General features: G+C 61.4%; 26 protein-coding genes. 14 read left to right on the top strand and 12 right to left on the bottom strand.

Translation table 11 applies throughout. The features are described from left to right. Positions 1-6: 6 nt before the first annotated feature. The 4 genes from GA0061103_RS16105 to GA0061103_RS16090 are packed head-to-tail and all read right to left on the bottom strand — an operon-like array spanning position 7 to position 3,752. Entirely contained in the window at positions 7-843 is an 837-nt protein-coding gene (locus tag GA0061103_RS16105; protein ID WP_092712692.1) for a carbohydrate ABC transporter permease, read from the bottom strand. Next, entirely contained in the window at positions 840-1,763 is a 924-nt protein-coding gene (locus GA0061103_RS16100) for a carbohydrate ABC transporter permease (protein ID WP_092712690.1), read from the bottom strand. The genes GA0061103_RS16105 and GA0061103_RS16100 overlap by 4 nt, the downstream gene beginning before the upstream one ends. Then, a complete protein-coding gene (locus tag GA0061103_RS16095) occupies positions 1,756-2,919 on the bottom strand; it encodes an ABC transporter ATP-binding protein (RefSeq protein ID WP_092712689.1) in 1,164 nt (387 codons plus the stop codon). The genes GA0061103_RS16100 and GA0061103_RS16095 overlap by 8 nt, the downstream gene beginning before the upstream one ends. Next, complete coding sequence (locus GA0061103_RS16090; RefSeq protein WP_092712687.1) at positions 2,916-3,752, bottom strand: metallophosphoesterase family protein; 837 nt, start codon at positions 3,750-3,752, stop codon at positions 2,916-2,918. The genes GA0061103_RS16095 and GA0061103_RS16090 overlap by 4 nt, the downstream gene beginning before the upstream one ends. Positions 3,753-3,986: 234 nt before the next feature. Between GA0061103_RS16090 and GA0061103_RS16085 the strand changes: the two genes are divergently transcribed. The 7 genes from GA0061103_RS16085 (at position 3,987) to GA0061103_RS16055 (ending at position 9,074) form a co-directional block, all read left to right on the top strand. Beyond that, positions 3,987-4,196 (top strand): SlyX family protein, encoded by a 210-nt coding sequence (locus GA0061103_RS16085; protein ID WP_092712685.1) that lies wholly within the window; start codon positions 3,987-3,989, stop codon positions 4,194-4,196. A 120-nt stretch (positions 4,197-4,316) separates the two neighbouring features. Next, a complete protein-coding gene (gene msrA / locus GA0061103_RS16080) occupies positions 4,317-5,069 on the top strand; it encodes a peptide-methionine (S)-S-oxide reductase MsrA (RefSeq protein ID WP_092712683.1) in 753 nt (250 codons plus the stop codon). Between the two features lie 130 nt (positions 5,070-5,199). Then, on the top strand, positions 5,200-6,123 hold the full coding sequence (locus GA0061103_RS16075) for a bestrophin family protein (RefSeq protein WP_092712681.1): 924 nt from the start codon (positions 5,200-5,202) through the stop codon (positions 6,121-6,123). Positions 6,124-6,187: 64 nt separating this feature from the next. Beyond that, entirely contained in the window at positions 6,188-6,727 is a 540-nt protein-coding gene (locus tag GA0061103_RS16070; RefSeq protein WP_092712679.1) for a sigma-70 family RNA polymerase sigma factor, read from the top strand. Further along, positions 6,714-7,484: an anti-sigma factor family protein gene (locus GA0061103_RS16065; RefSeq protein WP_092712677.1), complete on the top strand. Its 771-nt coding sequence runs from the start codon at positions 6,714-6,716 to the stop codon at positions 7,482-7,484. Before GA0061103_RS16070 ends, GA0061103_RS16065 begins: the two co-directional genes overlap by 14 nt. Positions 7,485-7,506: 22 nt before the next feature. Then, positions 7,507-8,223 (top strand): Bax inhibitor-1/YccA family protein, encoded by a 717-nt coding sequence (locus GA0061103_RS16060; RefSeq protein ID WP_092712675.1) that lies wholly within the window; start codon positions 7,507-7,509, stop codon positions 8,221-8,223. Between the two features lie 362 nt (positions 8,224-8,585). After that, positions 8,586-9,074, top strand: coding sequence for a hypothetical protein (locus tag GA0061103_RS16055; RefSeq protein WP_092712673.1), 489 nt, complete (start codon positions 8,586-8,588; stop codon positions 9,072-9,074). 143 nt (positions 9,075-9,217) lie between these two features. Here GA0061103_RS16055 and dgoD read toward each other — a convergent pair whose 3' ends face one another. Together dgoD and GA0061103_RS16045 are read right to left on the bottom strand one after the other, a co-directional pair. Continuing rightward, a complete protein-coding gene (gene dgoD / locus GA0061103_RS16050) occupies positions 9,218-10,366 on the bottom strand; it encodes a galactonate dehydratase (RefSeq protein ID WP_092712672.1) in 1,149 nt (382 codons plus the stop codon). Between the two features lie 30 nt (positions 10,367-10,396). Then, complete coding sequence (locus tag GA0061103_RS16045; RefSeq protein ID WP_092712670.1) at positions 10,397-11,191, bottom strand: FadR/GntR family transcriptional regulator; 795 nt, start codon at positions 11,189-11,191, stop codon at positions 10,397-10,399. A gap of 330 nt (positions 11,192-11,521) precedes the next feature. Between GA0061103_RS16045 and GA0061103_RS16040 the strand changes: the two genes are divergently transcribed. From GA0061103_RS16040 to GA0061103_RS16020, 5 genes are all read left to right on the top strand, one after another. Further along, the gene (locus GA0061103_RS16040) at positions 11,522-11,953 is read left to right on the top strand and encodes an OsmC family protein (protein WP_004117925.1); all 432 of its coding nucleotides are present in this window, start codon (positions 11,522-11,524) and stop codon (positions 11,951-11,953) included. 116 nt (positions 11,954-12,069) lie between these two features. Next, positions 12,070-12,549, top strand: a complete 480-nt coding sequence (locus GA0061103_RS16035; RefSeq protein ID WP_092712668.1) for a hypothetical protein — start codon at positions 12,070-12,072, stop codon at positions 12,547-12,549. Between the two features lie 228 nt (positions 12,550-12,777). After that, positions 12,778-13,386, top strand: coding sequence for a TetR/AcrR family transcriptional regulator (locus GA0061103_RS16030; protein ID WP_092712666.1), 609 nt, complete (start codon positions 12,778-12,780; stop codon positions 13,384-13,386). A gap of 61 nt (positions 13,387-13,447) precedes the next feature. Further along, positions 13,448-14,596, top strand: a complete 1,149-nt coding sequence (locus tag GA0061103_RS16025) for an efflux RND transporter periplasmic adaptor subunit (protein WP_092712664.1) — start codon at positions 13,448-13,450, stop codon at positions 14,594-14,596. 23 nt (positions 14,597-14,619) lie between these two features. Then, a complete protein-coding gene (locus tag GA0061103_RS16020) occupies positions 14,620-17,778 on the top strand; it encodes an efflux RND transporter permease subunit (RefSeq protein WP_092712662.1) in 3,159 nt (1,052 codons plus the stop codon). Between the two features lie 155 nt (positions 17,779-17,933). On the opposite strand, the gene GA0061103_RS16015 is transcribed toward GA0061103_RS16020, so the two are convergent. From GA0061103_RS16015 to GA0061103_RS16005, 3 genes are all read right to left on the bottom strand, one after another. Further along, positions 17,934-18,677 (bottom strand): metallophosphoesterase family protein, encoded by a 744-nt coding sequence (locus GA0061103_RS16015; protein WP_092712661.1) that lies wholly within the window; start codon positions 18,675-18,677, stop codon positions 17,934-17,936. A 233-nt stretch (positions 18,678-18,910) separates the two neighbouring features. Next, positions 18,911-19,384 carry a VOC family protein gene (locus tag GA0061103_RS16010; RefSeq protein WP_092712659.1) on the bottom strand — a complete coding sequence of 158 codons (474 nt, stop codon included), beginning with the start codon at positions 19,382-19,384 and terminating at the stop codon, positions 18,911-18,913. 101 nt (positions 19,385-19,485) lie between these two features. Continuing rightward, positions 19,486-20,232: an SDR family oxidoreductase gene (locus tag GA0061103_RS16005; RefSeq protein WP_092712657.1), complete on the bottom strand. Its 747-nt coding sequence runs from the start codon at positions 20,230-20,232 to the stop codon at positions 19,486-19,488. Positions 20,233-20,344: 112 nt separating this feature from the next. Here GA0061103_RS16005 and GA0061103_RS16000 point away from each other — a divergent pair, with 112 nt between their 5' ends. Then, positions 20,345-21,259: a LysR family transcriptional regulator gene (locus GA0061103_RS16000; RefSeq protein WP_092712655.1), complete on the top strand. Its 915-nt coding sequence runs from the start codon at positions 20,345-20,347 to the stop codon at positions 21,257-21,259. Positions 21,260-21,264: 5 nt separating this feature from the next. On the opposite strand, the gene pdxA is transcribed toward GA0061103_RS16000, so the two are convergent. Continuing rightward, positions 21,265-22,281, bottom strand: coding sequence for a 4-hydroxythreonine-4-phosphate dehydrogenase PdxA (gene pdxA, locus GA0061103_RS15995; protein ID WP_092712653.1), 1,017 nt, complete (start codon positions 22,279-22,281; stop codon positions 21,265-21,267). Next, positions 22,278-23,477: a four-carbon acid sugar kinase family protein gene (locus GA0061103_RS15990; protein ID WP_092712651.1), complete on the bottom strand. Its 1,200-nt coding sequence runs from the start codon at positions 23,475-23,477 to the stop codon at positions 22,278-22,280. Before GA0061103_RS15990 ends, pdxA begins: the two co-directional genes overlap by 4 nt. Before the next feature lie 240 nt (positions 23,478-23,717). Between GA0061103_RS15990 and GA0061103_RS15985 the strand changes: the two genes are divergently transcribed. Continuing rightward, a complete protein-coding gene (locus tag GA0061103_RS15985) occupies positions 23,718-24,065 on the top strand; it encodes a CAP-Gly domain-containing protein (protein WP_004117911.1) in 348 nt (115 codons plus the stop codon). A gap of 91 nt (positions 24,066-24,156) precedes the next feature. Here the strand turns inward: GA0061103_RS15985 and GA0061103_RS15980 are convergent, their stop codons facing one another. Then, complete coding sequence (locus GA0061103_RS15980; RefSeq protein WP_092712649.1) at positions 24,157-25,221, bottom strand: D-alanine--D-alanine ligase family protein; 1,065 nt, start codon at positions 25,219-25,221, stop codon at positions 24,157-24,159. Positions 25,222-25,320: the final 99 nt, after the last annotated feature.

Here is a 25,320-nt window from a genome sequence, read left to right as displayed (position 1 = left end):
AACCGGTCAGCCCTTGAGACCGGTCATGGTGATGCCCTCGACGAAACGCTTCTGTGCCAGAAGGAATGCCGCGACGAGGGGAAGGGTAATGATGAGGGTCGCCGCCATCAGCGCGCCGTAGTCGTCGCCGGCTTCGGCGGCGCGGAAATACATGAGGCCCAGCGGCGGCGTGAAATATTCCTGCTTGCTGATGACGATCAGCGGCCAGTAGAGGTCGTTCCAATGCGCGACGACCGAGAAGATCGCAAAGGCTGTCACCGCCGGCCAGGCATTCGGCACGATGACGCGGGCAACGATGCCGATTTCCGACATGCCGTCGAGACGGGCGGCGTGGATCAGATCGTCTGGCATGGCGCGGAAGAACTGCAGGAACATGAAGATCGCGAAGACCGAGATCGAGAAGGGCGCGACCAGAGCGGCGTAGCTGTTCAGCAGCGACAGGCTGTTGAAGCCGACATAGAGCGGAAGCGCCGTCGCATGGATCGGGATCAGCAGCCCGAGCATGACGAGAACCATCATGATGCGTGCCGCCGGGAATTTCAGCTTCGCCATGGCATAGGCGCAGGGGATGGCGATCAGCACCTGGAAGAAGAAGATCAGGCCGCAGACGAGAACCCCGTTGAACAGCAGCGTTCCCATCGACACTTTGCTCAGCGCCTTGGCGACGTTCTCGACGTAATAGAAGTGCGTCGGGATCAGCTTCAGTGCCGATGTGAAGATATCGTCCTGCGCCTTGCCGGCGGTCGAGATCATGAAAATGTAGGGCGCCAGGAAGATGAGCGAGCCGAGGATCAGGATCGCGAGGCGCAGGATGCGGCCGGGAGTGAAGCCTGTCGAGGTCATGTGTAATGCACCTGCCGGTCTTGGACGCGATATTGCAGGAAGGTCAGCACCACCAGGATGGCGAGAAACACCGTCGTCATCGCCGAGGCATAGCCGACCCGGAGATAGACGAAGCCTTCCTGGTAGATGCTGAAAAGCAGCACCTCGGAGGCATGGTTCGGGCCGCCGTCGGTCAAAGCCTTGACGGTGTCGAAGACCTTCACTGCATTGATGATGCTGATCGTGGTGACGAAGAGCGTCGTCGGTCCGAGCATCGGCCAAGTAACGAGCCAGAAGCGGTCGAAGGACGATTTCGCGCCATCGACTTCGGCAGCGGCATAGAGTTCACGCGGAATGGCGGTGAGGCCGGCGAGGAACAGCACCATGTTGAAGCCGACCGACTGCCAGACGCCGATGATCGACAGGCTGTAGAGCGCGGTTGCCGAGGAACCGAGCCAGTTCGGGCCGCTGAGGCCGATCTCGCCGAGCAGCGCGTTGATCGGACCGATCGTCGGATGGAAGAGATATTGCCAGACGGTCGCCATCGCCACGATCAGCGATGCCACGGGAAGGAAGTAGGCCGTGCGGAAGAAGCTACGGCCGATGCCTTCGCTCTCGATCAGCAATGCGACGCCGAGGCCGAGTACGATCGAAACAGGCGCGACGATCGCGGTATAGACCGTCGTGTTCCAGAGCGACTTCTGGAAGGCGCGATCGCGCAGTAGATGTGCGTAGTTTTCGAAGGCGACGAAGCGCAGGCTCTTGTCGCCGAGCTGGAAGTCCGTGAAGCCGAGCACGACGACGGCAATGATCGGCACGATGATGAAGAGCACGATGAGGATGATGGCGGGCAGGGCGAAGAGGAGGGCTGTGCGGGCCTCGCTTCTTTCGCGCGCCGCCGCCGATTGCATCGGCAGGGATGTGGCGGCAACGCTAGCCATGCGCCTTCTCCCGTGTCGCGTCGACGGCCGTGGGGCTTGCGCGCAGGCGGCGGCCGTCTTCGGCGAAGACCATGGCCTGCTCCGGCGAGAGGCTTAGCGCCACAGGCATGCCCGACGAAAGGCCGGCGACTTCGGCCGGTGCGAGCTTGACGACCATGGTCTCGCCGATGGCGTCGAGCTTGGCATAGAGGATGACCTCGGAGCCGAGGAATTCCATGCGCTCGATGTGGGCGGCAAGCGCATCCTGGCGGCCCTGGGAGAGCTGCACGAATTCCGGACGGATGCCGATCGTGACATTCTTGCCGGTAAAGGCGCTGTCATCGAGTGCAAGCCGGATGCCGCCGAAGGCGACGATGCCGTTTTCGGCCAGTGCCGGCAGCAAGTTGATGCGCGGCTGGCCGACGAAGCGAGCGACCTCGATATGCGAGGGATCGTCATAGATCACCTGCGGCGAGGCCAGCTGCAGCAATTGCCCGCCGATCATGACGGCGACGCGGTCGGCCATCGATAGTGCCTCGGCCTGGTCATGGGTGACGTAAACTGTGGGAACGCCGGCGCGGCGATGCAGGTCGACGATTTCGCCACGGGCGTGGACGCGCAGGTTGGCGTCGAGATTGGAGAGTGGCTCGTCCATGAGGAAGACGCTTGGGCGGCGCACCATGGCGCGGGCAAGCGCCACGCGCTGGCGCTGACCGCCGGACATCTGGCCGGGCTTGCGGTCGAGCAGGTGGTCGATCTTCAGCGAGACAGCCATTTCGCGGACGTCGCGGATGATGGCGGTGCGGGTCGCGCGCTGGCCGGGGATCAGCGAGCCGATGAAGGGCAGGCGCTGGACGCGCGACAGGCGGCGCATGGCCAGCGGCACGGCGATGTTTTCCGAGGCCGTCAGATGCGGATAGAGCGCGTAGGACTGGAAGACCATGGCAATGTTGCGGTCCGCCGCTGCAACGCCTGACACGTCGCTGCCGCCGAGGACGATTTCGCCGCTATCGGCGTGGTCGAGGCCGGCGAGGATACGCAGAAGCGTGCTCTTGCCGCAGCCCGAAGGGCCGACGAGGGCGATGAATTCGCCCGGCTGGACATCGAGATCGACGCCCTTGAGGATGGCGTTGCCGCCGAAGGATTTGGCGATGCCGCGAAGCGAGAGTGCGCTCATTCAGTCGGCTCCTTCTGTGCCTTCGGTGCTGCCTGTGGGTAGACTTCCATGACGACGTCATCGAGGAAGTAGGCGGTCATGCCGGGGACAGCGACAAGTTCGGTCGTGACGCTCTCGCCGAGTTCATGGATCGCGGCGCCGATCAGCCGTTCGCCGGGCATTTCGCGTTCCATCTTGTCGAGGATGAAGGCGCCGGGCGGTGCCCAGACGAGGCTGGTGTCGTTGAAGCGGCCTTCCCAGGTCCAGTGCAGGTGGCCGCTGCCGAAGAGGGCGACGTCATGGGCCGCGATCAGATCGTAGAGCCGGCGGCGCTGGGCTGGGCGGACGCTCCAGTAGCCGGTATCGCCTTCGTCGGGCGCATCGACGAAGAGCGGCTTATGGGCGAAGAGGGCAATCCGACGATCGCCACGGCTTTCGAGCTTGTCCTGCAGCCAGTCGAACTGTTCCTGCTCTTCGGCATCCTCGAAGCCCATCAGCAGGCTGTTGAGGCCGATCAGCCGCCAATTGTCGACGTCCTTTGCCCAATAATCGGGACCGACGAGGCGGCGCCAGCGCTCCAGCCGCTCGGGATTGACGGGCTGATAGGAGCCGGGCAGATGGCCGACATCGTGATTGCCGGGTACGATCAGCATCGGCACGGAGACTTGCCGCATCATCTCCATGGAAAAGATCAGATCTTCATCCTTGTCGGCGCCATCGACGCTCAGATCGCCGGTATGGACGACGAGATCGGCGCCGCTTGTCTCGATCCATTTCACCAGCGGCTCCCAGTTGCCGTTGAAATGCGGCTTGTTGGGGCTCAAGTGGGTGTCGGTGATCTGGATGATCTTCACGGCGCTTCTCCGAAGTCTTCAGAATGGTGCGCCCTGCAGAGGGAATTGCCTTCCAATGGGCGCGTCTATGCGCTCTCTTTAGAAGGCCCCCATGTCAGTCAGGTAACAGGTCTTTTCAGCTGTTTTTCAGTTTTGTCATATCGCCGTCAAACGACGCAGGCCCCACGTTGCGCCGACATCAGGGACTATACGCAGCCGGTGCGGTATTATAGATCGTTGCGAAAGGGATCAGACATGTCAGACGAACAGAGCCGCATCACCAAACTCGAAGAGACGGTCGCGCATCAGGCGAAGACGATAGAGGAGCTTTCCGACCAGATCGCCGAGCAATGGAAGGTCGTCGAGATGGCGAGGCAGAAGCTTGACCGGCTGACCGAGCGGTTTCTGACGCTGGAGGAGCAATCGCTCGAAGCGCCCGCCATTACCAAGCCGCCCCATTACTGAATAAGACCCCACGTCGTTCACGTTTCGGTGTTACACGCGGCCGTGTGTAACATTGAGGCTTTCCTTCCCGTATCTCCTTGTGACCGAAAAGTTTAGAATGGCGGTCGAGAGGAGAGTGTCATGAAGACTTTATCGAAAGATATGATCCGCATTGGCTCCGCGCGGGTCGCGCGCCTTGCCGGCGTCACGGCGGCCGCGGTGCTGGTCGGCGCCGTTGCGCTGCAATTTGTCGGCCGTGCTTCTGCCGAGGATGCGCGCGTCATCCCGCCGCCGAGCGTGGACGAAAAGGCTCCTTCAGCTGGCACGGAGACAGCGGTGCTCGCCGGCGGCTGCTTCTGGGGCGTGCAGGGCGTCTTCCAGCATGTCAATGGCGTCATCAGCGCGACGTCAGGCTATACCGGCGGCAGCAAGGATGCGGCGCATTATGAAATGGTGAGCACAGGCGATACCGGCCATGCCGAATCCGTGCGCATCGTCTTCGATCCGCACAAGATCAGCTACGGGCACCTGCTGCAGATTTATTTTTCGGTGGCGCATGATCCGACGGAGCTGAACTATCAGGGGCCGGATAGCGGCACGCAATATCGTTCGGCCATCTTCCCGACCAGCCAGTCACAGGCCGATATCGCCAAGGCCTACATCGAGCAGCTCAACCATGCCAAGGCCTTCGATGCGACTGTCGTGACCAAGATCGAGCCGGCGCGGCAGTTTTATGCAGCCGAGGATTATCATCAGGATTTCCTGACGACGCATCCGACCTATCCCTATATCGTCATCAACGACCTGCCGAAGGTGAAGAACCTGCAGCATCTCTTTCCCAGGGATTATCGCGCCGACCCAGTTCTGGTGACGGCAAGCGCCAGCGCGAACTGATCGACGCCCGTTTAAACGACCGGCGAGCGATGCCCGCCGGTCAGATCGGCCTTGCAAGAAATGCTCGTTACTCCCGGCCTGTCTGGTGTATTGCTGCCGCACCAGATAGTCATCGAGAGTGCGTTTCGTCATGATCGTTCGCGACCGGCCGAATCTTTTCCAGCTGTTCTTCATCGTTCGCGGATCGATCATTCGGCGCATCCTGCCGCAGATCGTCGTCATCTTCCTGATGTCGGCCCTGATCGTCTGGGGTCACGAGGAGCGGCCGAACCTCGTCGTTTCCTTCAATGGCTCCTCGCTTTCACTGCTCGGCATCGCGCTTTCAATCTTCCTCGGCTTCCGCAACAATGCCGCCTATGACCGCTGGTGGGAGGGGCGCCGCGATTGGGGGCAGCTCGTCTATGTGGCGCGTGGTTTCGCCCGCCAGACGCAGGTCCTCGAGGTGGCCGGCGAGGCGGGTGTCGAGGCGCGCAAAAACCTGCTGCGCCTGACGATGGCTTTTGCGCAGGCGCTGGTCTGTCTCCTTCGGCCCGGCAGCGACGAGAAGAAGGTGCTGAGCTTGCTGACGCCAAGCGAGGCAGAGTTCTATCATGCGGCCCAGAACCGGCCGGATCTCATCCTGCGTCTGATGTCGGCCGATCTCGCTCGATCGAAGGCGTCAGGAGCGATTTCGGATATCCAATATCAGATGCTGGATATCAGCATCGGCCAGATGGGAGCTGTCCAGGCTGCCTGTGAGCGGCTCCGCAACACGCCGCTGCCCTTCGGCTACACGCTGCTTCTGCATCGTACTGCCTATCTCTTCTGTTTCCTGCTGCCTTTCGGCTATGTCGATACGCTCGGCTGGGGATCGCCTTTCGTGACTGCCCTCATCGCCTATACCTTCTTCGGTCTCGATGCGCTGGGCGACGAATTGGAAGACCCTTTCGGCCATCGCCCCAATGCGCTCGCCATCGGCGCCCTTGCCGATACGATCGAGATCAATCTGCGCGAAGCACTGGGCGAAACCGACCTGCCGCCGCTGCCGCAACCCAAGGATTTCGTGCTGATGTAAAAAAATCAGCAAAAAATTCGTTGGGCGATGGAATAGAATCCGCAGTGCTTCCGTATATAGGTGTATGGAACGCAAAGGACGCACATTCGATGTTTTGGGGCAGCTCGGCTCGCTGAGACGATACGCCCGCTCGCTCGTGCGCAATGCGGACGAGGCTGAGGATCTGGTGCATGACGCACTGGTCAAGGCCTATGAGCGCAAGTCATCTTTCCGCAACAGCGGCAATCTGCGCACCTGGCTGCTGTCGATCCTGCACAATGTGCATATCGACCGCCTGCGCCAGAAGAAGTCGCTGAACCGCCGCCATGAAGAAGCGGCGGCCGAGCTGGAAGTGGCGTTGCCGGCATCGCAAGACCATACGGTGCGTTTGAGCCAGGTCCGCGAAGCCTTCTTCAATCTGCCCGAGGAGCAGCGCGAGGCGCTGCATCTGGTGGCGATCGAGGACCTCTCCTATCAGGAGGCGGCATTGGCACTTGGCATTCCTGTCGGCACGCTGATGTCCCGCATTGCGCGGGCAAGGGCGAGCCTGCGCCATTTCGAGGAGGCTGCCTCCAAGGTTTCACATCTGCGTGTCATCGAGGGAGGCGGCAATGAAAATCGTTGATCCGATCATCGATACCGATCTCGACGCCTATGTCGATGGCGAGCTCACGCTCGCGCGCCGTGTCGAGGTGGAATCTTACCTCTCGGAGCATCCGGAAATCGCCGCCAAGGTGATGGCCGATATGAGCATCCGCGGCGAGTTGCGCATGGCGTTGGCCGGGGAAGGCCATGTGGTCCGGGCCGAAACGCGCGAAGCCGCACGGCGGCTGGAGCGCGGGCTGGTCTATGGCCGCATGCTGGGTTCCTTCCAGCGCGTTGCCGCCATCGCCGTTCTAGTCACGACCGGCTGGGTCGCGCATACGTCCTTCGGCGCCTTTACGGCGAGCGAGGTCAGTGCGTCCACGCGGCCGCCGGCCTTCGTCGACGATGCGGTGCGCGCCTATAAGACGACTGCCGTGCGCGAGGAGATCAAGCCGCAATCGGCGGCTGCGAGTTACAATCCGGAAGAAATCCGTGCTTCGACGGCAATCGTATTGCCGGAACTGCCGGGCGACTGGCGCGTCACCGATGCGCAGATCTATCCGTCCGAGTTCGGCCCAAGCATCGAAATGATGGTCGATGCCGGAGAAGATGGACATTTGTCACTTTTCGCCGTCCGCCCGGGCAATTTCGCCGTCCAGGACGTCAGTCACATCAAGCGTGACGATGTCCAGGCTGCCTATTGGCAGATCGGCGAAGTTGCCTATGCGCTGATCGGCAATGGCAAGGCAGGCCAGCTGGACGGCGATGCCGAAAAGCTTGCCCGCAGCCTCTACTAGTTTGGATTAAAGGAGAACGACCATGAACCCGACCAATCCGCGATACGGCTTCGGAGCCGCCGCCGGCTCTCAGGCGCTCTTCGACGAGGGACTGCGCCGGCATATGCTGCGCGTCTACAACTATATGGGCATCGGCCTTGTGGTGACGGGCATCGTCGCGCTGATCGTCGGCACGACGCCGGCGCTTTACGTGCCGATCTTCCAGAGCCCGCTGAAGTGGGTCGTCATGCTGGCGCCGCTCGCCTTCGTGTTCTTCTTCTCGTTCCGCATCCAGTCGATGTCGGCAAGCACGGCGCAGATGATGTTCTGGGCCTTCTGTGCGGTCATGGGCCTGTCGTTGGCCTCCGTCTTCCTGGTCTTCACCGGCACGAGCATCGCGCGTACCTTCTTCATCGCCGCGACCATGTTCGGCGCGACGAGCCTCTACGGCTATACGACGAAGCGTGATCTTTCCAACGTCGGCTCGTTCCTGATGATGGGTCTGTTCGGCGTCATCATCGCCAGCATCGTCAATATCTTCCTGGGTTCGAGCGCGCTGCAGTTCGCCATCTCGGTCATCGGTATCGTCGTCTTCGTCGGCCTGACCGCCTGGGACACGCAGAACATCAAGGAACAGTATGCCGAAAACCATGATCAGGAATCGCAGCAGAAGCTCGCCGTCTTCGGTGCCCTGTCGCTCTACCTGAACTTCGTCAACATCTTCCAGCTGCTGCTGAACTTCACCGGCGAGCGGGAGTAGTCTGAAATTGCCTGCTTGAGCATGGTCCGAGCTAAAGGGCACTCCACGCCTTTGGTGATCATGCTCCGGTAATGCGTCTCCCTGGGGGCTTGTTGAGACGCATGACGCGCCTGCAGTATCTGCGCCGATACTGCAGGCGCAACTTTTTTGGGCGATGCCTTGGTCCGAATCCGGAGCATCCAGCCGCCAGGATTGCCCCTTGCGATGTCAAAGTTGCCAATTCTTCCCGTCATGGTTTGATTTTCCCAGCCACCTTTGCCAAGTTGCGCTATCGACTTCGAATACGGACTTGAGCGGTGGCAAGATGGTGGCAACGACTATTTCTCGCATTGGGGATCGTCCGGTCCGTGGCGATGCAGTCCATGGCCAATGAAGCTCCCAAAGAGGTGGCCCGGCTGACGGAGGCCGTCAAAGCCATACCGGGCATCACGGACGTCGAGCTCGGCAAAGTCTATCTGCCCGATGTCGCTGTCTCGGATCTTTCTCTCCCCGGCGCCTATGCGGATCTGCCCGCCGCCGCCTTGCGCAGAACGAAAGGGGCTTTGCCGGACGAATTGCTGCTTTCGATCGGGTTCTCGATCGAAAGGGATGAGAAGGGCCTGAAAGCGCTGGAGTTTCTGGCGTGGTGGACGCGGGATCAGGCCCGTGGCGGCGAGAACATGCAGCTGCGCGCTCTGGCGCTGCCGCCGATGGCGGGAAATACCAAGCAGCTCGGCCAGACGCTGCGCTTTACCATCGACTGGTTCTACAGCAATCCGTCGCAGGATATCGGTGTGGTGATGAAAGCCCTCGATGAGACTGCGGCATCATTGGAGCTGGCAACACACCTATATCGCCCCGCCTTTCAGTAGGATCGCCCTTCGCCGGCTGCGTGTTCGGCAACTCATTGTTTCATGAACGCTCCAAAAAACGGCCGGCAACCGCGATGATGCGATTGCCGGCCGCTTTGGCTGGATTTGCCGTCCTTCGCCCTCAGGTAGCGAAGGCTATCATCTTACCATTCGGCGACGCTGCCGTCCTCGTGACGCCAGACCGGGTTGCGCCAGCGATGGCCTTCCTTGGCACGCTCGATGACATAGGCTTCGTCGACTTCGATGCCGAGGCCGGGTCCTTGCGGGATGGAGACGAAACCGTCGGCATACTGGAACACCTCCTTGTTGGAGATGTAGTCGAGGATGTCGTTGCCCTTGTTATAGTGAATACCGAGGCTCTGTTCCTGGATGAAGGCATTGTAGCTGACGGCGTCGACCTGAAGGCAGGCGGCAAGCGCGATCGGGCCGAGCGGGCAATGCGGGGCGAGCGCCACGTCATAGGCTTCGGCCATGGCCGCGATCTTGCGGCATTCGGTGATGCCGCCGGCATGGCTGAGGTCGGGCTGGAGGATGTCGACATAGCCGTCCGACAGGACCGACTTGAAATCCCAGCGCGAATAGAGGCGTTCGCCAAGCGCGATCGGGGTCGAGCAATGGTTGGCGATTTCCTTCAGCGCCTCGCGGTTTTCCGAAAGCACCGGCTCCTCGATGAAGAGCAGCTTGTAGGGTTCCAGCTCCTTGGCGAGAACCTTGGCCATCGGCCGGTGGACGCGGCCGTGGAAGTCGACGCCGATGCCGATATAGGGGCCGATCGCCTCGCGGATGGTGGCGATGGTTTCGACCGCCTTTTCCACCTTGTCGTAGGTGTCGACGATCTGCATTTCCTCGCAGCCATTGAGCTTGATCGCCTTGAAGCCACGCGCGACCACGTCCTTGGCGTTGTTGGCAACGTCGGAGGGGCGGTCGCCGCCGATCCAGGAATAGACCTTGATCTTGTCGCGCACCTGGCCGCCGAGCAGCGAATGGATCGGCTGGCCCAGCGCCTTGCCCTTGATGTCCCAGAGCGCCTGGTCGATGCCGGCCAGTGCCGACATGTGCACGGCGCCGCCGCGATAGAAGCCGGCGCGATACATGACGTTCCAGTGATCCTCGATGAGGAAGGGGTCCTTGCCGATCAGATAGTCTTCCAGCTCGTGCACGGCTGCCTGCACGGTCAGCGCACGCCCCTCGACCACGGGCTCACCCCAGCCGACGATGCCTTCATCGGTCTCGATCTTCAGGAACAGCCAGCGCGGGGGAACGATATAGGTCGTCAGCTTGGTGATTTTCATGGGAATGATTCCGTTTGGCTTTGGGTTGGGTCAGCGGCGCGAGGCCACGGATCTCGGGGTTTCGGGATTTGCTTTCCGGCCTTTGTCCAGCCGTCGTTCGACGGCAAGATCACGGGCGGCAAGATCGAGCATGCGGTGGGTACAGGCGCGCGCCGCATCGCGGTCGCGCATGCGCAGTGCTTCCACGAGCTCGCCGTGCACGGCGATCGCTTCGTCACGGCTGTGGGCGGCGACGTTGGAGGCGTGAAGCGCATATTTGAGGCCGGCATGCATGGCGCTGGAGAGGCGCCGGAACACCTGGTTGTGGCTGGCGCCGAGCAGCAGCTTGTGGAACGTCACGTCGGCCTCGGTAAAGCCCTCCGGATCATCGCCGCTGTCGCGCATCTGCTGCCATGCACTCTCCAGATCGGCAATTTCACGAGCCGTAGCGCGCTCGGCCGCATATTCCGCGGCGGCGGGTTCAATGGTGCGACGCGCTTCGAGGATGGAGCCGAGAATATCGAAATCGGCGATATAGGGCCCCATCCATGCCAGCACATCCTGGTCGAGAATGTTCCAGTCGTCCTTGTCGCAAACGGTGGTGCCGATGCGCGGCTTGCCACGCACGAGCCCCTTGGACTCCAGCACCTTGAGGGATTCGCGGATGACCGTACGGCTGACGCCGTACATTTCGCAGAGATCGTTTTCGCGCGGCAGCGTCGAGCCGGAAGGATAGCGTTCTGCGCAGATGTCTTCGGCGATGGATGCCGTCACGTTTCTGCGCACGCGCGGACGACGCCCGGGCTGAGCCGATGAGTCGTGCCCCTGTCTTTCGAGTGATTCCACCCTATCTCCCCCACACCGTTTCGCATGTTTTCCCGAATATCTCTCGATCAGAGACATGCGGGTCTTTCATGCAGGCGATGCCCGGCCGCGTTTCGTGACCATATTGAAATCATGATACGATAATCATCATACATTGGCAATATTCTTGTATGATGATTTGAAAGGCTGCGCAATCGCCTTTCGGGATCGACGCCGCTTCTGTTACCGCGGCGTCGTCTTCGGCGGATAGAAGAATTATGGTGACGGTGCAGGTGGCCAAGCCGCTTGCCGTCGATCATCAACGGGAGACGGTTCCGCTCCCGAAATTCATTCAACGACAAGGAGGACGACATGCAGATCAATCGCACAGGTTCGGCTCAATGGTCCGGTGGCTTGAAGGACGGCAAGGGTCAGATCTCGACGCAGAGCGGCGCGCTCAATCACTATCCTTACGGTTTTGCCAGCCGCTTCGAAGGCGTTGCCGGCACCAATCCGGAAGAGCTGATCGGCGCGGCGCATGCCGGCTGCTTCACCATGGCCCTGTCGCTGATCCTGAATGAAGCCGGCTTTACCGCCGAAAGCATGGAGACGACGGCCAAGGTGACGCTTGAAAGCGTCGAAGGTGGCTTCGCCATCACCGCAATCCATCTGACGCTGACCGGCAAGGTGCCCGGCGCCGATGAGGCCACCTTCACCGAGCTTGCCAACAAGGCGAAAGCCGGCTGCCCGGTTTCCAAGGCGCTTGCTTCCGTTCCGATCTCTCTGGAAGTTCACGCCGCTTAAGCGGCCTTTTGGGCCTTCGCGTCGCGCTGGCTGGCGCGGCGCGTTTCATATATATTCCGCATTCGGGCATTGGGCTGTCATTTCCATCGAAATGCAATGCCCACTTGGAGGGGCGAATGTCTGGAATTCTCTTGATTCATGTCGTCATCAGCTTGATCGCCATCATCAGCGGCATCGTGGTGGCCTACGGGTTCCTCACGGCCGACCGCCACAACCGGTCGACGCTGGTCTATATGCTGACAACGGCTCTCACGAGCCTGACAGGTTTCCTATTCCCGTTTCACGGCGTTACGCCCGCGATCATCGTCGGCATCATCTGTCTGCTGATCTTCATTCCGACGGCGCTGGCGCGTTACACATTTCACCTCGCCGGCATCTGGCGGTCGGTTTTCGTCGTCGGCGCACTGGTGCTGCTCTTCTTCAACTGTCTGGTGCTGATCATTCAATCGTTCCAGAAGATACCGGCTCTCAATGCGCTGGCGCCTACCGGTAACGAACCGCCGATTCTCGCGGCGCAGGTGGCGCTGCTGGTGGTCATTGTCTTCGTCGGCTTTTTCAGCCTTCGACGTTTTCATCCGACACTCTTGAGCGCCTGACAACGCAGCGGCGGCGTCGCGATAAAATTTCGGACACTTTCGGCTTCGTTCCGCGAGGCCGTTGTCGATCGTTTAACTCTTGCTTCAAGTAGTTCGGCGCATCCTCGGTTTATTCAATAGCATCTAAAAGCCGCCCAAGTTGTGGTCGGTTTCATTGACATCGGCGCTCTGATGGTTTACGAGTGACGAAAATTGAAAATCGTCACTCGTAAACCATCAGGCCTGCTTATGCTCGATCTTTCCGACGTTAGCGCCGATCCTGCCCGCCAGGAAAACATCACGCGCATTCTCGATGCCGCCGAAAAGCTGTTTCGCCACTATGGCTACAGCAAGACGAACGTGGCCGATATCGCCCGGGATCTCGGCATGTCGACGGCAAATATCTACCGGTTCTTCGGCTCCAAGACGGAAATTCATCAGGCTCTCTGTGGGCGCATGCTTGGCCAGAGCTACCAGATGGCGCTTGCCATCCGCAATCAGCCTATCAGTGCGACCGATCGGCTGCGGGCCTATACCATGGCCCAGTACAAGATGACGATGGAGGCGATGCTCGACGAGCAGAAGGTTCACGAGATGGTCGTTATCGCCATCGAGCGTGATTGGCACGTCATCGAAAAGCATATCGATCGTATCCACGATCTGATCGCCGAGATCATTGCGGAGGGCATCGCCGCCGGTGAGTTCTTCGAGCAGGACCCCTATGTCGCGTCCAAATGTTTCGGCGCGGCGACCATCAATCTTTGTCATCCCCAGATGGTGGCCCAGTGCCTCGCCAAGACAAACCGGGCCGAACCCGAGGATCTCATCGAATTCGCCATCAGGGCTTTGAAGAAATAGCAATGCGCGCTCCGGATGGCCGGCGTGTTCCCACTTTTTTGTTCGATTTTAGGAGAGCGACATGGTTTCGCTGACGACTAACACTCTACGGGCCGCTGCCGGTGCGGTTCTTCTTGCAGCCTTGGGGCTTGGACTCTCGGGCTGCAATGAGAAGAAGGAAGAGACGGCGGAGGTGATCCGGCCGGTCAAGGTCGTCGAAATCGCCCAGGCCGATACGACGCGCAAGCTCGACTATTCCGGCGCCGTGCGTGCGCGGACGGACATGAATCTTGGCTTTCGCGTCAACGGCAAGATCGTCGAGCGCAAGGTGGATATCGGCCAAAGGGTAAAGCCCGGCGATGTGGTGGCCCGCATGGACGCAACCGACTATGTTCTCGCCGTGCGCCGTTCGCAGGCCGATCTGGATGCGGCCGAAAAGCAGGTGCAGACGACCGAGCTTGCCCGCAATCGCGCGCAGACACTCTTCGACAAGAATGTCACCTCCAAGTCGCAGCTCGAGCAGGCCGAACTCTCCTATGAGCAGGCCGTTTCGACGCGCGATTCCGCGGCTTCGGCATTGACTGAGGCCAAGAACCAGGTCGCCTATGCCGACCTGACCTCCGACATGAACGGCATCGTGACTGCAATCAATGCCGATGTCGGCCAGGTGGTCAGTTCTGGCACACCCGTCATCACCGTTGCCGTCGATGGCGAGAAGGAAGTGCAGGTCGCTGTTCCGGAAATGGACATCGCCCAGTTCAAGGTCGGCAAGGACGTCAAGGCGCGCTTCTGGTCTGATGCGGCTCTCGTGCTGGATGGAAAGGTGCGGGAAGTGTCGGGTAGCGCCGATCAATCGCGCACCTTCGCCGTGCGTGTGAGCGTGCCGAACGATCCGCGCGTTCTGCTTGGCATGACCGCGACGATCGAGGCGCTTGCCGACAATACCCAGCCCTATGTTTCCATTCCGCTGAGCGCGCTTGCGCAGAGGGACGGGCAGCAGATCGTCTGGCTCGTCGATCGCAGTGCCGGCACCGTGCATTCCCGCGCCATCAAGGTCGCAGATTTTTCAGATGACGGCGTGCGCGTGGCCGATGGCCTCAAGACCGGCGATGTCGTCGTTGCCGCCGGCACTCAGTTCATGAGCGAAAACATGAAGGTCAAGCTTTCTGGTGCCACAACCCAGCAAGCTTCCGCAGACACCAAAGCCGCCTCGGCGGATATCGTACGCTGACCCGGATCGAGGGGGACGAGATCATGTCCATCAATAGCACCTCCGGCGAGAGGAAGCGTTTCAACCTGTCGCGTTGGGCGATTGCCCATCCGAGCATCGCGCGATTCCTGTTCGGGCTCATCATCATCGCCGGCGCGCTCGGCCTGACCCATATGGGCCAGAAGGAAGATCCGGATTTCACCTTCCGCGTCATGGTCGTGCAGACCGTGTGGCCCGGCGCCTCGCTGCAGGACATGGAAGACCAGGTGGTCAACAAGATCGAGCGCAAGCTGCAGGAAACGCCGCATCTCGATTGGGTCAAATCCTATACCCGCGCCGGCTTTGCCATCACCACCATCCAGATCAAGGGCGACACCAATACCGCTGAGGTGAAGGACGCCTTCTACCAGATCCGCAAGAAGGTGGGCGATATCGGCAACGAGCTGCCATCCGGCCTGCTCGGCCCCTATTTCAACGATGAATTCGGCGATACCTTCATCACGCTGCATTCGATCAGCGGCGACGGCTATACCTATCCGGAGCTGAAGAAATTCGCCATCCAGGCCCGTGACATGTTGCTTTCGACGCCCGGTGTCGAAAAGGCGACCATCATCGGCGACCAGGCGGAGCAGATCTATATCGATGTCTCTTCCAAGGTCCTGGCCGAGCGCGGACTGACGCTCACCGACCTGAAGAACGCCATCGTTGGCCAGAACAATGTCGATCCGGCCGGCACGGTCGATACCAGCACGCGCTCGGTGCGCATTTCGGTCGAGGGCGATGTCAACAAGATCGAGGATATCAAGAATCTGCGGCTCAACGCCGGCGGCCAGGTGACTCGCCTCGGCGATATCGCCACCGTCACCGCCGGGCTGCAGGATCCCTATACCGCCAAGTTCCTCTTCAACGGCCATCCGAGCGTGCAGCTCGGCGTTGTCATGGCTCCAGGCTTCAAGGTGACCGATGTCGGCAAGTCGGTTGAGGAAACCTACAAGCGCTTCGAAGCCTCGCTGCCGGTCGGCGTTCAGGTCGATCAGATCGCCAATCAGCCAGATGTCGTCACCGACGCTATCAGCGAATTCATGCATGCGCTCGGCGAGGCCCTCGTCATCGTGCTGATCGTCTCGTTCCTGTCGATCGGCTGGCGCTCCGGTCTCGTGATCGCCATTGCCATCCCGCTGGTGCTGGCGGCGACCTTTGCCATCATGTACGAGCTCGGCATCGACCTGCAGCGTATCTCGCTCGGCGCACTCATCATCGCGCTCGGCCTGCTGGTCGACGATGCCATGATCGTGGTCGAGCTGATGGAGCGCAAGCTGGAAGAGGGGCTGGTGAAGCTCGATGCCGCCAGCTTCGCCTATTCCTCGACTGCCTTCCCGATGCTGACGGGCACGCTGATCACCACAGCCGGCTTCATTCCGGTTGGCTTTGCGGCATCGACAGCCGGCGAATATGTCCGCACGCTCTTCTACGTCGTCGGTATCGCGCTCGTGGTCTCCTGGTTCGTGGCCGTCTATTTCACGCCATGGCTCGGCTACATGATCCTCAAGCAGCGCCACCATGCCGGTGAGCATCATGATGTGTTCGACACGCGCTTCTATCGCCGCCTGCGGTCGTCGGTCACCTGGGCCGTGCGCCACCGCGTCATCGTACTGCTCCTGACGCTTGCCGCCTTCGTCGGCAGCCTGTGGTCGTTCCAGTTCATTCCGCAGAATTTCTTCCCGCAGTCGTCGCGTCCGGAAATTCTTGTCGATCTCTGGCTGCCCGAGGGCACCAGCATCAAGGAAGTCGAGCGTCAGGCTCAGGCACTGGAAGCCCGTATGGCCGATGATCCGGATAAGCGCTTCATCGCCACCTATGTCGGTCAGGGCGCCCCGCGCTTCTTCCTGCCGCTCGATCAGCAGCTCACCAATCCGAACTATGCCCAGATGCTGGTCATGGCCAAGGACGAGCCGGCCCGCGAGCGGCTGATCACCAAGATGCGTGGCATCCTGGCGGCGGATTTCCCCTCCGTCCGTGGCAAGGTCGACCGTCTGTTCCTCGGTCCGCCCACCGGCTGGCCCGTGCAGCTGCGTGTCATGGGTCCTGACCGGCAGGAGGTTCGCCATATTGCCGACGAGGTGAAGCAGCGCTTCACCCAGAACCCGCTGCTCGGCGCCATCCATGACGACTGGCTCGAGCCGGTGCCTGCCATGAAGCTGGTCATCGACCAGGATCGTGCCCGTGCTCTCGGCGTCACCTCGCAGCGCATCCGCCAGATGCTGCAGGCCTCGATGTCCGGCTTCACCCTCGACAATTATCGCGAAGGCGAGGAAACCGTGGGGATCGTTGCCCGCGAGCCGGAGGCAAGCCGCCACCTGCTGACCTCGGTGAATTCGGTCTACATTCCGACCGATAGCGGCGGGTTCGTGCCGCTGTCGCAGGTCGCCAAGATCGTGCCCGTCATGGAGCAGAGCATCGAGTGGCGCCGGGATCGTCTGCCGACCATCAGCGTACGGGCAACCTTGCCCGACAATGTGCAGTCGAACGACGTGACCGCCAAGCTCTACAGCGACATGGCCGATCTCAGGACCAGCCTGCCGGCCGGCTACAAGATCGAGATCCAGGGCGGCGCCGAGGACAGCGCCGAAAGCCAGGCCTCGATCGCTGCCAAGGCGCCGATCATGCTCGTCATCATCGTCGTGCTCCTGATGGCGCAGCTGCAGCATTTCGGCAAGGCGATGCTGGTGCTGGCGACCGGCCCTCTCGGCATCATCGGTGCGGCCGGTGCTCTGCTCATCAGCGGCGCGCCCTTCGGCTTCGTCGCGATCCTCGGTGTCATCGCGCTACTCGGCATCATCATCCGCAACTCGATCATCCTCGTCGACCAGATCGACCAGGATATCGCGGCGGGCATGGACCGGAAGGAAGCGATCATCGGCTCGGCCGTGCGTCGTTTCCGTCCGATCATGCTGACGGCGCTGACGGCCGTGCTGGCGCTGATCCCGATCTCGCGCGGTGTCTTCTGGGGGCCGCTCGCCTACGCCATGATGGGCGGCATTCTGGTTGCGACCGTGCTGACGATCTTCGTTCTGCCCGCCGGCTATGCCCTTTTCTTCGGCCGCGAGCCGAAGCACAAGTCGGCGGAGCCGCCGGCCAAGCAGCAGACCGACGAGGAGGAGCAGAATACGATCCAGCTGCCACCGGCCGTGGCGGCGGAGTGAGGCACCCGAAAGAAACAAACCCCGGTCTAAGGCCGGGGTTTTGCTTGGGCCGTTAGAGCATTTCCGATTTTCCTCGAATCGCGAAAACGCCCTATCTTCTTATTTCCCAACGCATTCTGGACGGAAACCCGCTGCGCACTTTTCCTGGAAATGCTCTAGATCGGCGGCAGGATCATCGGCCTGCCATCGGCGATCTTGAGGATTGTCAGGCTTCCGCCCATGGAAACCGCCGTATCGATGCCGATGCGGCCTATGCCGAAAATCGGATGGGAGCCAGGCGTGTGGCCGTGGACCACCAGAAGCGGCAATTGCGGCCCCTCCGACAGGAAGGGTTCGCGGATCCACATCAGATCTTCGTCAGTCTGATAGCTTAAGGGAATGCCGGGCTTGATGCCGGCATGGACGAAGAGCGTCGAGCCGAATGTGATGGCTGCGGCGAGCGACCGCAGCAGATCGACATGCGCTGGCGGCATGGCGCTGAGTATCATGTCGCGCAATTGCTGGACGCTGTAGCCAAGGTCGAAAAGAATGTGCCTGGCATCGACGCCATAGGAGGCGAGTGTCGGCAGCGCGCCGAATTCGAGCCAATGGACGTTGGTATCGGGATCATCGAGAAAGCGCAGGAAGACATCGTCGTGATTGCCGCAAAGCGCGTAGCGGTCGAAGCCTTCCGGCGGCGGGGCGCTGAGATGGGTGAGCACGTCGCTGGAGCGCGGGCCGCGATCGACATAATCGCCGAGAAACAGCAGAAGCTTTCGGCCGGGAAGGGTGCGGGCGTCGGCAATGATGCGTCTTTCAGCCTCCGCCATCTCGTCGTAGCAGCCATGGATGTCGCTTAGGGCATAGATCGCTGTGTAATCACGTCCGGTGAGATCGATACGGTCTCGTTGATGCTGCATGAAATCGACCGTTTCCTGCCGGGTCGTGTCTGAACGGCCGCGGCAGTCCAATTGCTTGACATGGTGTCGAGAAACCCGCCTTTGGCGAGCCTATATGGGACGGTATTCCAAGCATCGATCCGCCGCAAGTCTTACGGGCGTAGGCATTGGTCTGAACCGTTGAAATTTCAGAGAGATTCAGCGTAGTCTTCGGGAGGCCGCGCCTTGTGCAACCTCCCAAAAGGCTACGATGCTCAGCCGCGATAGGCGGCTTCGAGCCCGGCAATGTCGAGTTTGACCATCCTCATCAGGGCTTGCATGACGCGGGCGGCCTTGGCCGGGTCCGGATCGGCGATATACTTGCGGAGCACCGCCGGCACGACCTGCCAGGAGACGCCGCAACGGTCCGTCACCCAGCCGCATTCCACTGGCGCTCCACCATTGCAAAGCCCGTCCCATAAGCGATCGACTTCGGCCTGATCGGCACAGTCAATCTCCAGCGAAATCGCATGGTTGAACTCGATGTGGCTGCCGCCGTTCAGCGCCATGAAGCGTTGGCCGGCAAGCGTGAAATTGACGACCAGAACCTCATCCGGTTTACCGGCGGGCGTGTCGATAATGTTCTTCTGCACATGATCGATCCGGGAATCCGGGAAAAGCGAGACATAGAAATTCGCTGCTTCCTCGGCTTCCCGCGCAAACCACAGGCATGGGGCAATCTTGGACATTGGGTGCTCCTCTCTCGTTGGATGCTCGAAGGACGAAAGAGGAGCGGTAGGGCCGACAGGGTTGCGAAAATTTTTTCGAATTCTTGCCGGCCGCCGAGCAGCTAGACCAAGCGACCGCCGCCATCGATATGCAAGACCTCTCCCGTCATGAAACGGTTCGCCATCAGGAAGAGGATCGCCTGGGCGATATCGTCCGGCCGGCCGATATTGCGGCTGGGGAGCATCGAGGCGGTCTGTTCGAGCACCTGTCGCTTGGCCTCGCCCATCAGGCCATCGAGCAGCGGCGTATCCACCCATCCCGGCGAAACCGCATTGATGCGCATCGGCGACAATTCCAGGGCGAGGGCGCGAACCGTGCTTTCGACCGCGGCGACGGCAGCTGCCACAATGGCACCGATGGCGGCGGGGCGGGAGGCGAATTGGCCTGAGGTCATGGTAATCGAGCTTGCAGGATGCAGAAGCGGAAGGGCCGCTTTGATGGCAAGCAAAGGGCCGATCACTCGTTCGTTCATCACCTTCGAGAGATCTGCTTCCGATTGCTCCTTGAGCGGCTGTAAATGCACCGTTCCAGCCGTGATCAGCAGATGATCGATCCTGTCGATCCCTGCGAACATTGCCGGTTGCGGGGCCGCAATGTCCGCGACGATCTGGGCCGCGCCGCCGATCGCTTCGGCAGCCTCCCGAAGACGCTGAGGATTGCGGGAAATCAGGAAGAGATTCGCGCCGGCATCCTTGGCCTGTTTGGCGGTTGCCAGGCCGATGCCCGAGGAGCCGCCGATGATGACGATGTTCTGGCCCTGGAACGACTGAGCCTGTGTATTACCCGCTTGAATGGTGTTGGTCTGCAAGACTGGTTCTCCGATTGGATTGTTGACCAGCCTCAAACTCGTCGATCGGCATATGCTTTAGAAGAGAGCGAGTGGCGATGTTATTTATCGTAAAAGACGATAGTATGCGGCCATGGATATGCTTTCCGCCATGCGCATCTTTACCCGTGTCGTCGAACGCGGCAGCCTTTCGGCCGCTGCGCGTGATCTCGGCCTCGGCCAGCCTACCGTCAGTGAACGCGTCGAGAAGCTGGAGAAGCATCTGGGGGTGCGGCTCCTCTACAGGACGACGCGTTCGGTGCAGGCGACCGATGCGGGCGCGCGCTTCTACGACCATGCAAAGCGCGCCATCGAAGCCGCCGAGGAGGCGGAGGCTTCCGTCGCCTCGACCGAGACATCGCTGATCGGAACATTCCGGATCGCGGCGCCGCATGGGCTTGGCGAGATGACCTTGCCGCGGCTGCTCATCGAATTTCAGAGACAGCATCCGGCTTTGGTCATCGATGTGACCTTGAACGACCGCTTCGTCGATCCGATGACGGAAGGCGTGGATCTCTCCATCCGAATCGGCGAGATCGGCAGCGGCAGTTTCATTGCCCGCCGGCTGGGGACGCTGCGGCGGCGGCTGCTGGCAGCACCCGGCTATATCGAGCGGCACGGGATGCCGCGTGAGCCGGCGGAGCTTGCGGCACACCCTTTCATCCGCTTCGCCGGCTTTGCGGCGGATGAGCGGCTGCATCTGATCGGTCCCGACGGCGGGCCGGTGGACGTGCCCATCCGTACCGCATGGCGCGTCAATCACTGGCGGCCGCTTATGGAGGCGGTGTTGGCGGAAAGAGGAATAGGCTCCTTGTTCGCTGCCGTCTGCGCCCGGGAAATCGCCGAAGGCAGGCTCGTTCCCTTGCTGCCGTCCTATGAGTTCAGGCAAGTGGACGTCCATGCGATCTATCCGCCGGGGCTGCGGCCGGCTGCCCGGACGAAAGCTTTCCTTGCGCTGCTCGCTGAGCGCACCGATCAGCTCTTTGGCGAGACGCCGGCTGCTCCCTGAGGAGCCTATCGGCCGGCCGCCAGCCTTTCGGCGAATTCGATCGCCTCGATCAGGCTGCGCTCATTGGCGATGCCTTTGCCGGCGATATCGAAGGCGGTGCCGTGATCGACGGAGGTGCGCACGATCGGCAGGCCAAGGGTGATGTTGACGCCGGAAAGATCCATCCATTTGCCCGTCGCTGGATCGATCTCGAAGCCGAGCAGCTTGACCGGGATATGCCCCTGGTCGTGATACATGGCGATGACGGCGTCATACTGGCCGGCGCGCAGCTTGACGAAAACGGTATCGCCGGGAACGGGACCGACGATGTCGAACCCGTCGGAGACGGCCTCGGCGATGGTGGGCGCGGAGATATCGATATCCTGCCGGCCGAAGAGGCCGCCTTCGCCGGCATGTGGGTTCAGCGCAGCGACGGCGATCTTCGGGCTGGTGATGCCGAGGTTCTTCAGCGCCTTGTAGGTGAGATCGATGACAAGCCGCAGCCGTTCCGGCGTCAGGCGCTTCGGCACGTCTTCCAGCGCGACATGGGTTGTCACGTGGCTGACGCGCATGTTGCCATGGGCAAGCATCATCACTGAGCCGCGAGCGCCGGTCAGTTCCGCCAGCAATTCGGTATGGCCGGCATAGTGAAAGCCGGCCTTGTTCAGTGCTTCCTTGTTCAGCGGTGCGGTGACGATGCCGCCGACCTTGCCAGCCATGGCGAGCTGAACACCCCTTTCGATCGCCTTGAAGGCCATGCGGCCGCCATCGGCGGAAAGCTGGCCCGGCAGGATTGGCTCTCCCTCGGCATCGGCCTGGATGAAGCAGAGGTTCGGCCACTCTCCCTCCATCCGAGCTTCCGGGATCTCGATATCGAGACCGAGTTGCCGCTCGGCGAGCCGCAGGGCAGGGCCGCTGCCGATGATCGTCAGCTTCAGCTTACCTTCATCGAGCCTGCCCTTCAGCCGAGCGGCAGCCTTGACGATGATTTCAGGGCCGATGCCGGCGGGGTCGCCCATGGTGATTGCGAGATGCCGCGTCATGGTTCTTCTCCTCCGGCAATCAGCCCGTTTTCACTCAAGAGGTCGCGCCACAGGGTTGGGCCGCCGAAGGCGCCCGACTTCGAAATGACCGTGGTGCCCTGCCAGGGGCCGCCGACGATCGTCGAGCGGGGTAGGCCGGGTGCCGCTTGGCCGGTGATGCTGAGGGCCGACACGTCGAGCGCCGAGCAGAGATTGCGCAGGGTCTCGCCGCCGGCGACGATCAATGTGCCCGGAGCCGGCAGCGTCTTGGCCATGCCGCCAAAGCTCGCCGCGATGCGCCTTGCGGCATCGTCGCGGTCTAGCCCGGTCGGCAGGTCGAGGCTGACCATGGCGACGCCGCTTTGCCGGATCTGATGATCGATGGCTTCGGCATCCGTACGCTCGCCAAGCTTCAGCCAATTGGGGCCGCAGGCCTGGAGTTGCGCCAGCGTAATCGGCTGATCCGAGCCGAACAGGCCGAGCACCGGCCTTTGCAGCCTGCGCGAGATGGGAACTGATGGCGTCGGATGGTGTTCGCCTTTGTCTTTTTTGCTGCGCTGCAGATGATGGGTTGCCAGCTCGATATTACGCGCCAGAGCGCGGGCGAGGCCGCCGGTGCCGCTCCAAAGCACCGGTCCCTCCAGCTGCGATGATACCCATGCGATGATGGCATCCAGATCCTCATCCGTATGCGCATCGAAAATATGGATGCCATCCGGTATGGGCTGGCCTTCGAGAGCATCGATGGCGATCTCGGCGAGCGGCGTGTTGAAGGCCGGCAAACCCTCGGCGCGCAGATGTGCTGCTATATCGCCGCTGACATCGCGCCAGGCGTCCTTGCCGGCATAAAGCACCTGCCGTCCGCCCCGCGTGTGGCGCCCATGATGCGGAAAGGCCGGCGCGAGAATGCAATGCCGCCAGTGGCCGAGCCGGAAGCAGGCCGCGAGCTCCACCGCCCAGGGGCCGCGAAACAGGCTGTCCACTTTCTTGAAGGCGAGATCGGCGCCCTCCAGCAACGGCGCGATGCCGCCGACGATCACCTCTGCTTCGGCCGCCGTCTTCTCGCGGGTGCCGCTGTCGATCGCGAGACAATCCGGCAGCTTCTCGGAAAGCGCATCGCTGCGCTCCACCGCGATCGGCCCGTAGACGCCGACGAATTCGACGGCGGTATCGAGCGCGCCGGTCAAGTCATCGGCAATGAGGCGGAGGGTGGGCATGAACTTCAGGAGCCTTCAGCGGCCTTGCGAATAGCGGATGTGGATGAAAGCCAAGCCTTACGGCTGCTTGAGCGAAGCGCAATCTTCAGCTTTCCATTAGGGATGTCAACGGGTTGCTTTGTCACCGAGTCATTGATCCCGGCTGCGACGTCTGCCCGCGTTTACCCACTGGCACATATGCGGATATGCTTGTAAGTGAACGGCGCGGCGGATCGCTTCAGCCGCATCAAGGAGGGCAGGGTGAGCTACGATTTCCATGTGGGCCAGAAGGTCGTCTGCATCGACGACAAGTTCAAGCATGTCAGCATCGATCAGCTGATCCGCAAGGGGACGATCTACACCATCCGCTGGGTCGGCGAATACACGCATTATGTCGACGGCACCTTCATCGGCGTGAAGCTCGAAGAAATCCATCGCGGCAATGATGACGGCCCGGAAGGCTATGGCGCTGCCGACATGCCCTATCGCGCCAGCCGCTTCCGCCCGCTGGTGAAGGACAAGATCGCCTCGCTGAGAAAATTGCTGGCGCCGACGCCGGATGCGCCTGTCGAGCCGAAGGTGAAGACCAAGAAGACGGAAAAGGTCTGAGGGCAGGCGGCATTGAAGCCTGCCACCCTTTGCTGTCCGTTTTGACGCAATTCCGGACGGAAAACCGCTGCGCACTTTTCCTGGAATAGCTCTAGGCCTGCCGCGCCCGCGCAAGACCGTGCTCGATCAGGCGGCTGACCAGCTCCGGATAGGAAATGCCCGAGGCGCCCATGGCCTTGGGATACATGCTGATATTGGTGAAGCCGGGCATGGTGTTGATCTCGTTGATGACGACACTCTGATCCGGCCGCACAAAGAAATCGACGCGCGCCAGCCCTTCGCAGCCGAGCGCGCGAAAGCCATCCGCCGCCATGCGCTTCAACACATCCGCCGTGTCAGCCGGAATATCCGCCGGCACGGTGACGACGGCGCCCTCCTGATCGAGATATTTCGCCTCGTAGGAATAGAAGCCGTGGGTCGCGGCCGTCGCGATCTCGCCCGGCACGGAGACGAAGAGCGAACCGTCAGGCTCTTCCAGCACGGCGCATTCGATCTCGCGGGCGCGCACGAATTCTTCCACCAGCACCTTGCGGTCGTGCCGGAAAGCTTCGGCAAGTGCAGCTTCGAACGCCACGGCATCCTGCACCTTGCTGACGCCGACCGACGAGCCCTGGCGCGTGGGTTTTACGAAAACGGGCGAGCCGAGCGTGCCGGCGATCTCATCGAAATCTGGCTTTTCGCCGCGCGTCAGTGTGACCGAGCGCGCCACTGGCAGGCCAGCCTCGCGCAGCAGGCGCTTTGCCATATCCTTGTCGATCGCGTTGGCCGAACCGAGAATGCCGCAGCCGACGAGGGGCAGGCCGACGATCTGGGCAAGGCCCTGAATGGAGCCATCCTCGCCGTTCAGCCCATGCAGCACCGGAAACAGCACGTCGACCGTCGGCAGCTCACGCGCGCCAGCTCCTTCCAGCGCCAGCAGCCGGCCCTTGCCGCCTGGAACCAGGCAGACTTCTGTGCCCTCGTAGGCAACCGGCTCCGGCAGCGCGCCGCCCTTTTCCTCCACCAGCAGCCAGCGCCCGGCGCGATCGATCAGGATCGGCACGATCTCATATCTGCCACCATCGATCGCCCTGACGACATTGCGGGCCGACATGACGGAAACCTCATGCTCGCTGGACTGACCGCCAAACAGAACGGCGACGCGTAGTTTCGACATTGAGGCTTCTCTCCCGGGCCAGGATGGATGTGATGGGAGAAGGGTTTAAATGGGGGATTGCAGCTAAATTGGGGTGGGGTGAGGTAGTTTGCTAGCGTG

Origin of the sequence: Martinezella multihospitum (assembly GCF_900094585.1) — a bacterium.
Classification (GTDB): domain Bacteria; phylum Pseudomonadota; class Alphaproteobacteria; order Rhizobiales; family Rhizobiaceae; genus Rhizobium; species Rhizobium multihospitium.
The sequence above is the reverse complement of the archived record's forward strand: the minus strand, read 5'-3'. Positions and strand labels throughout refer to the sequence as shown.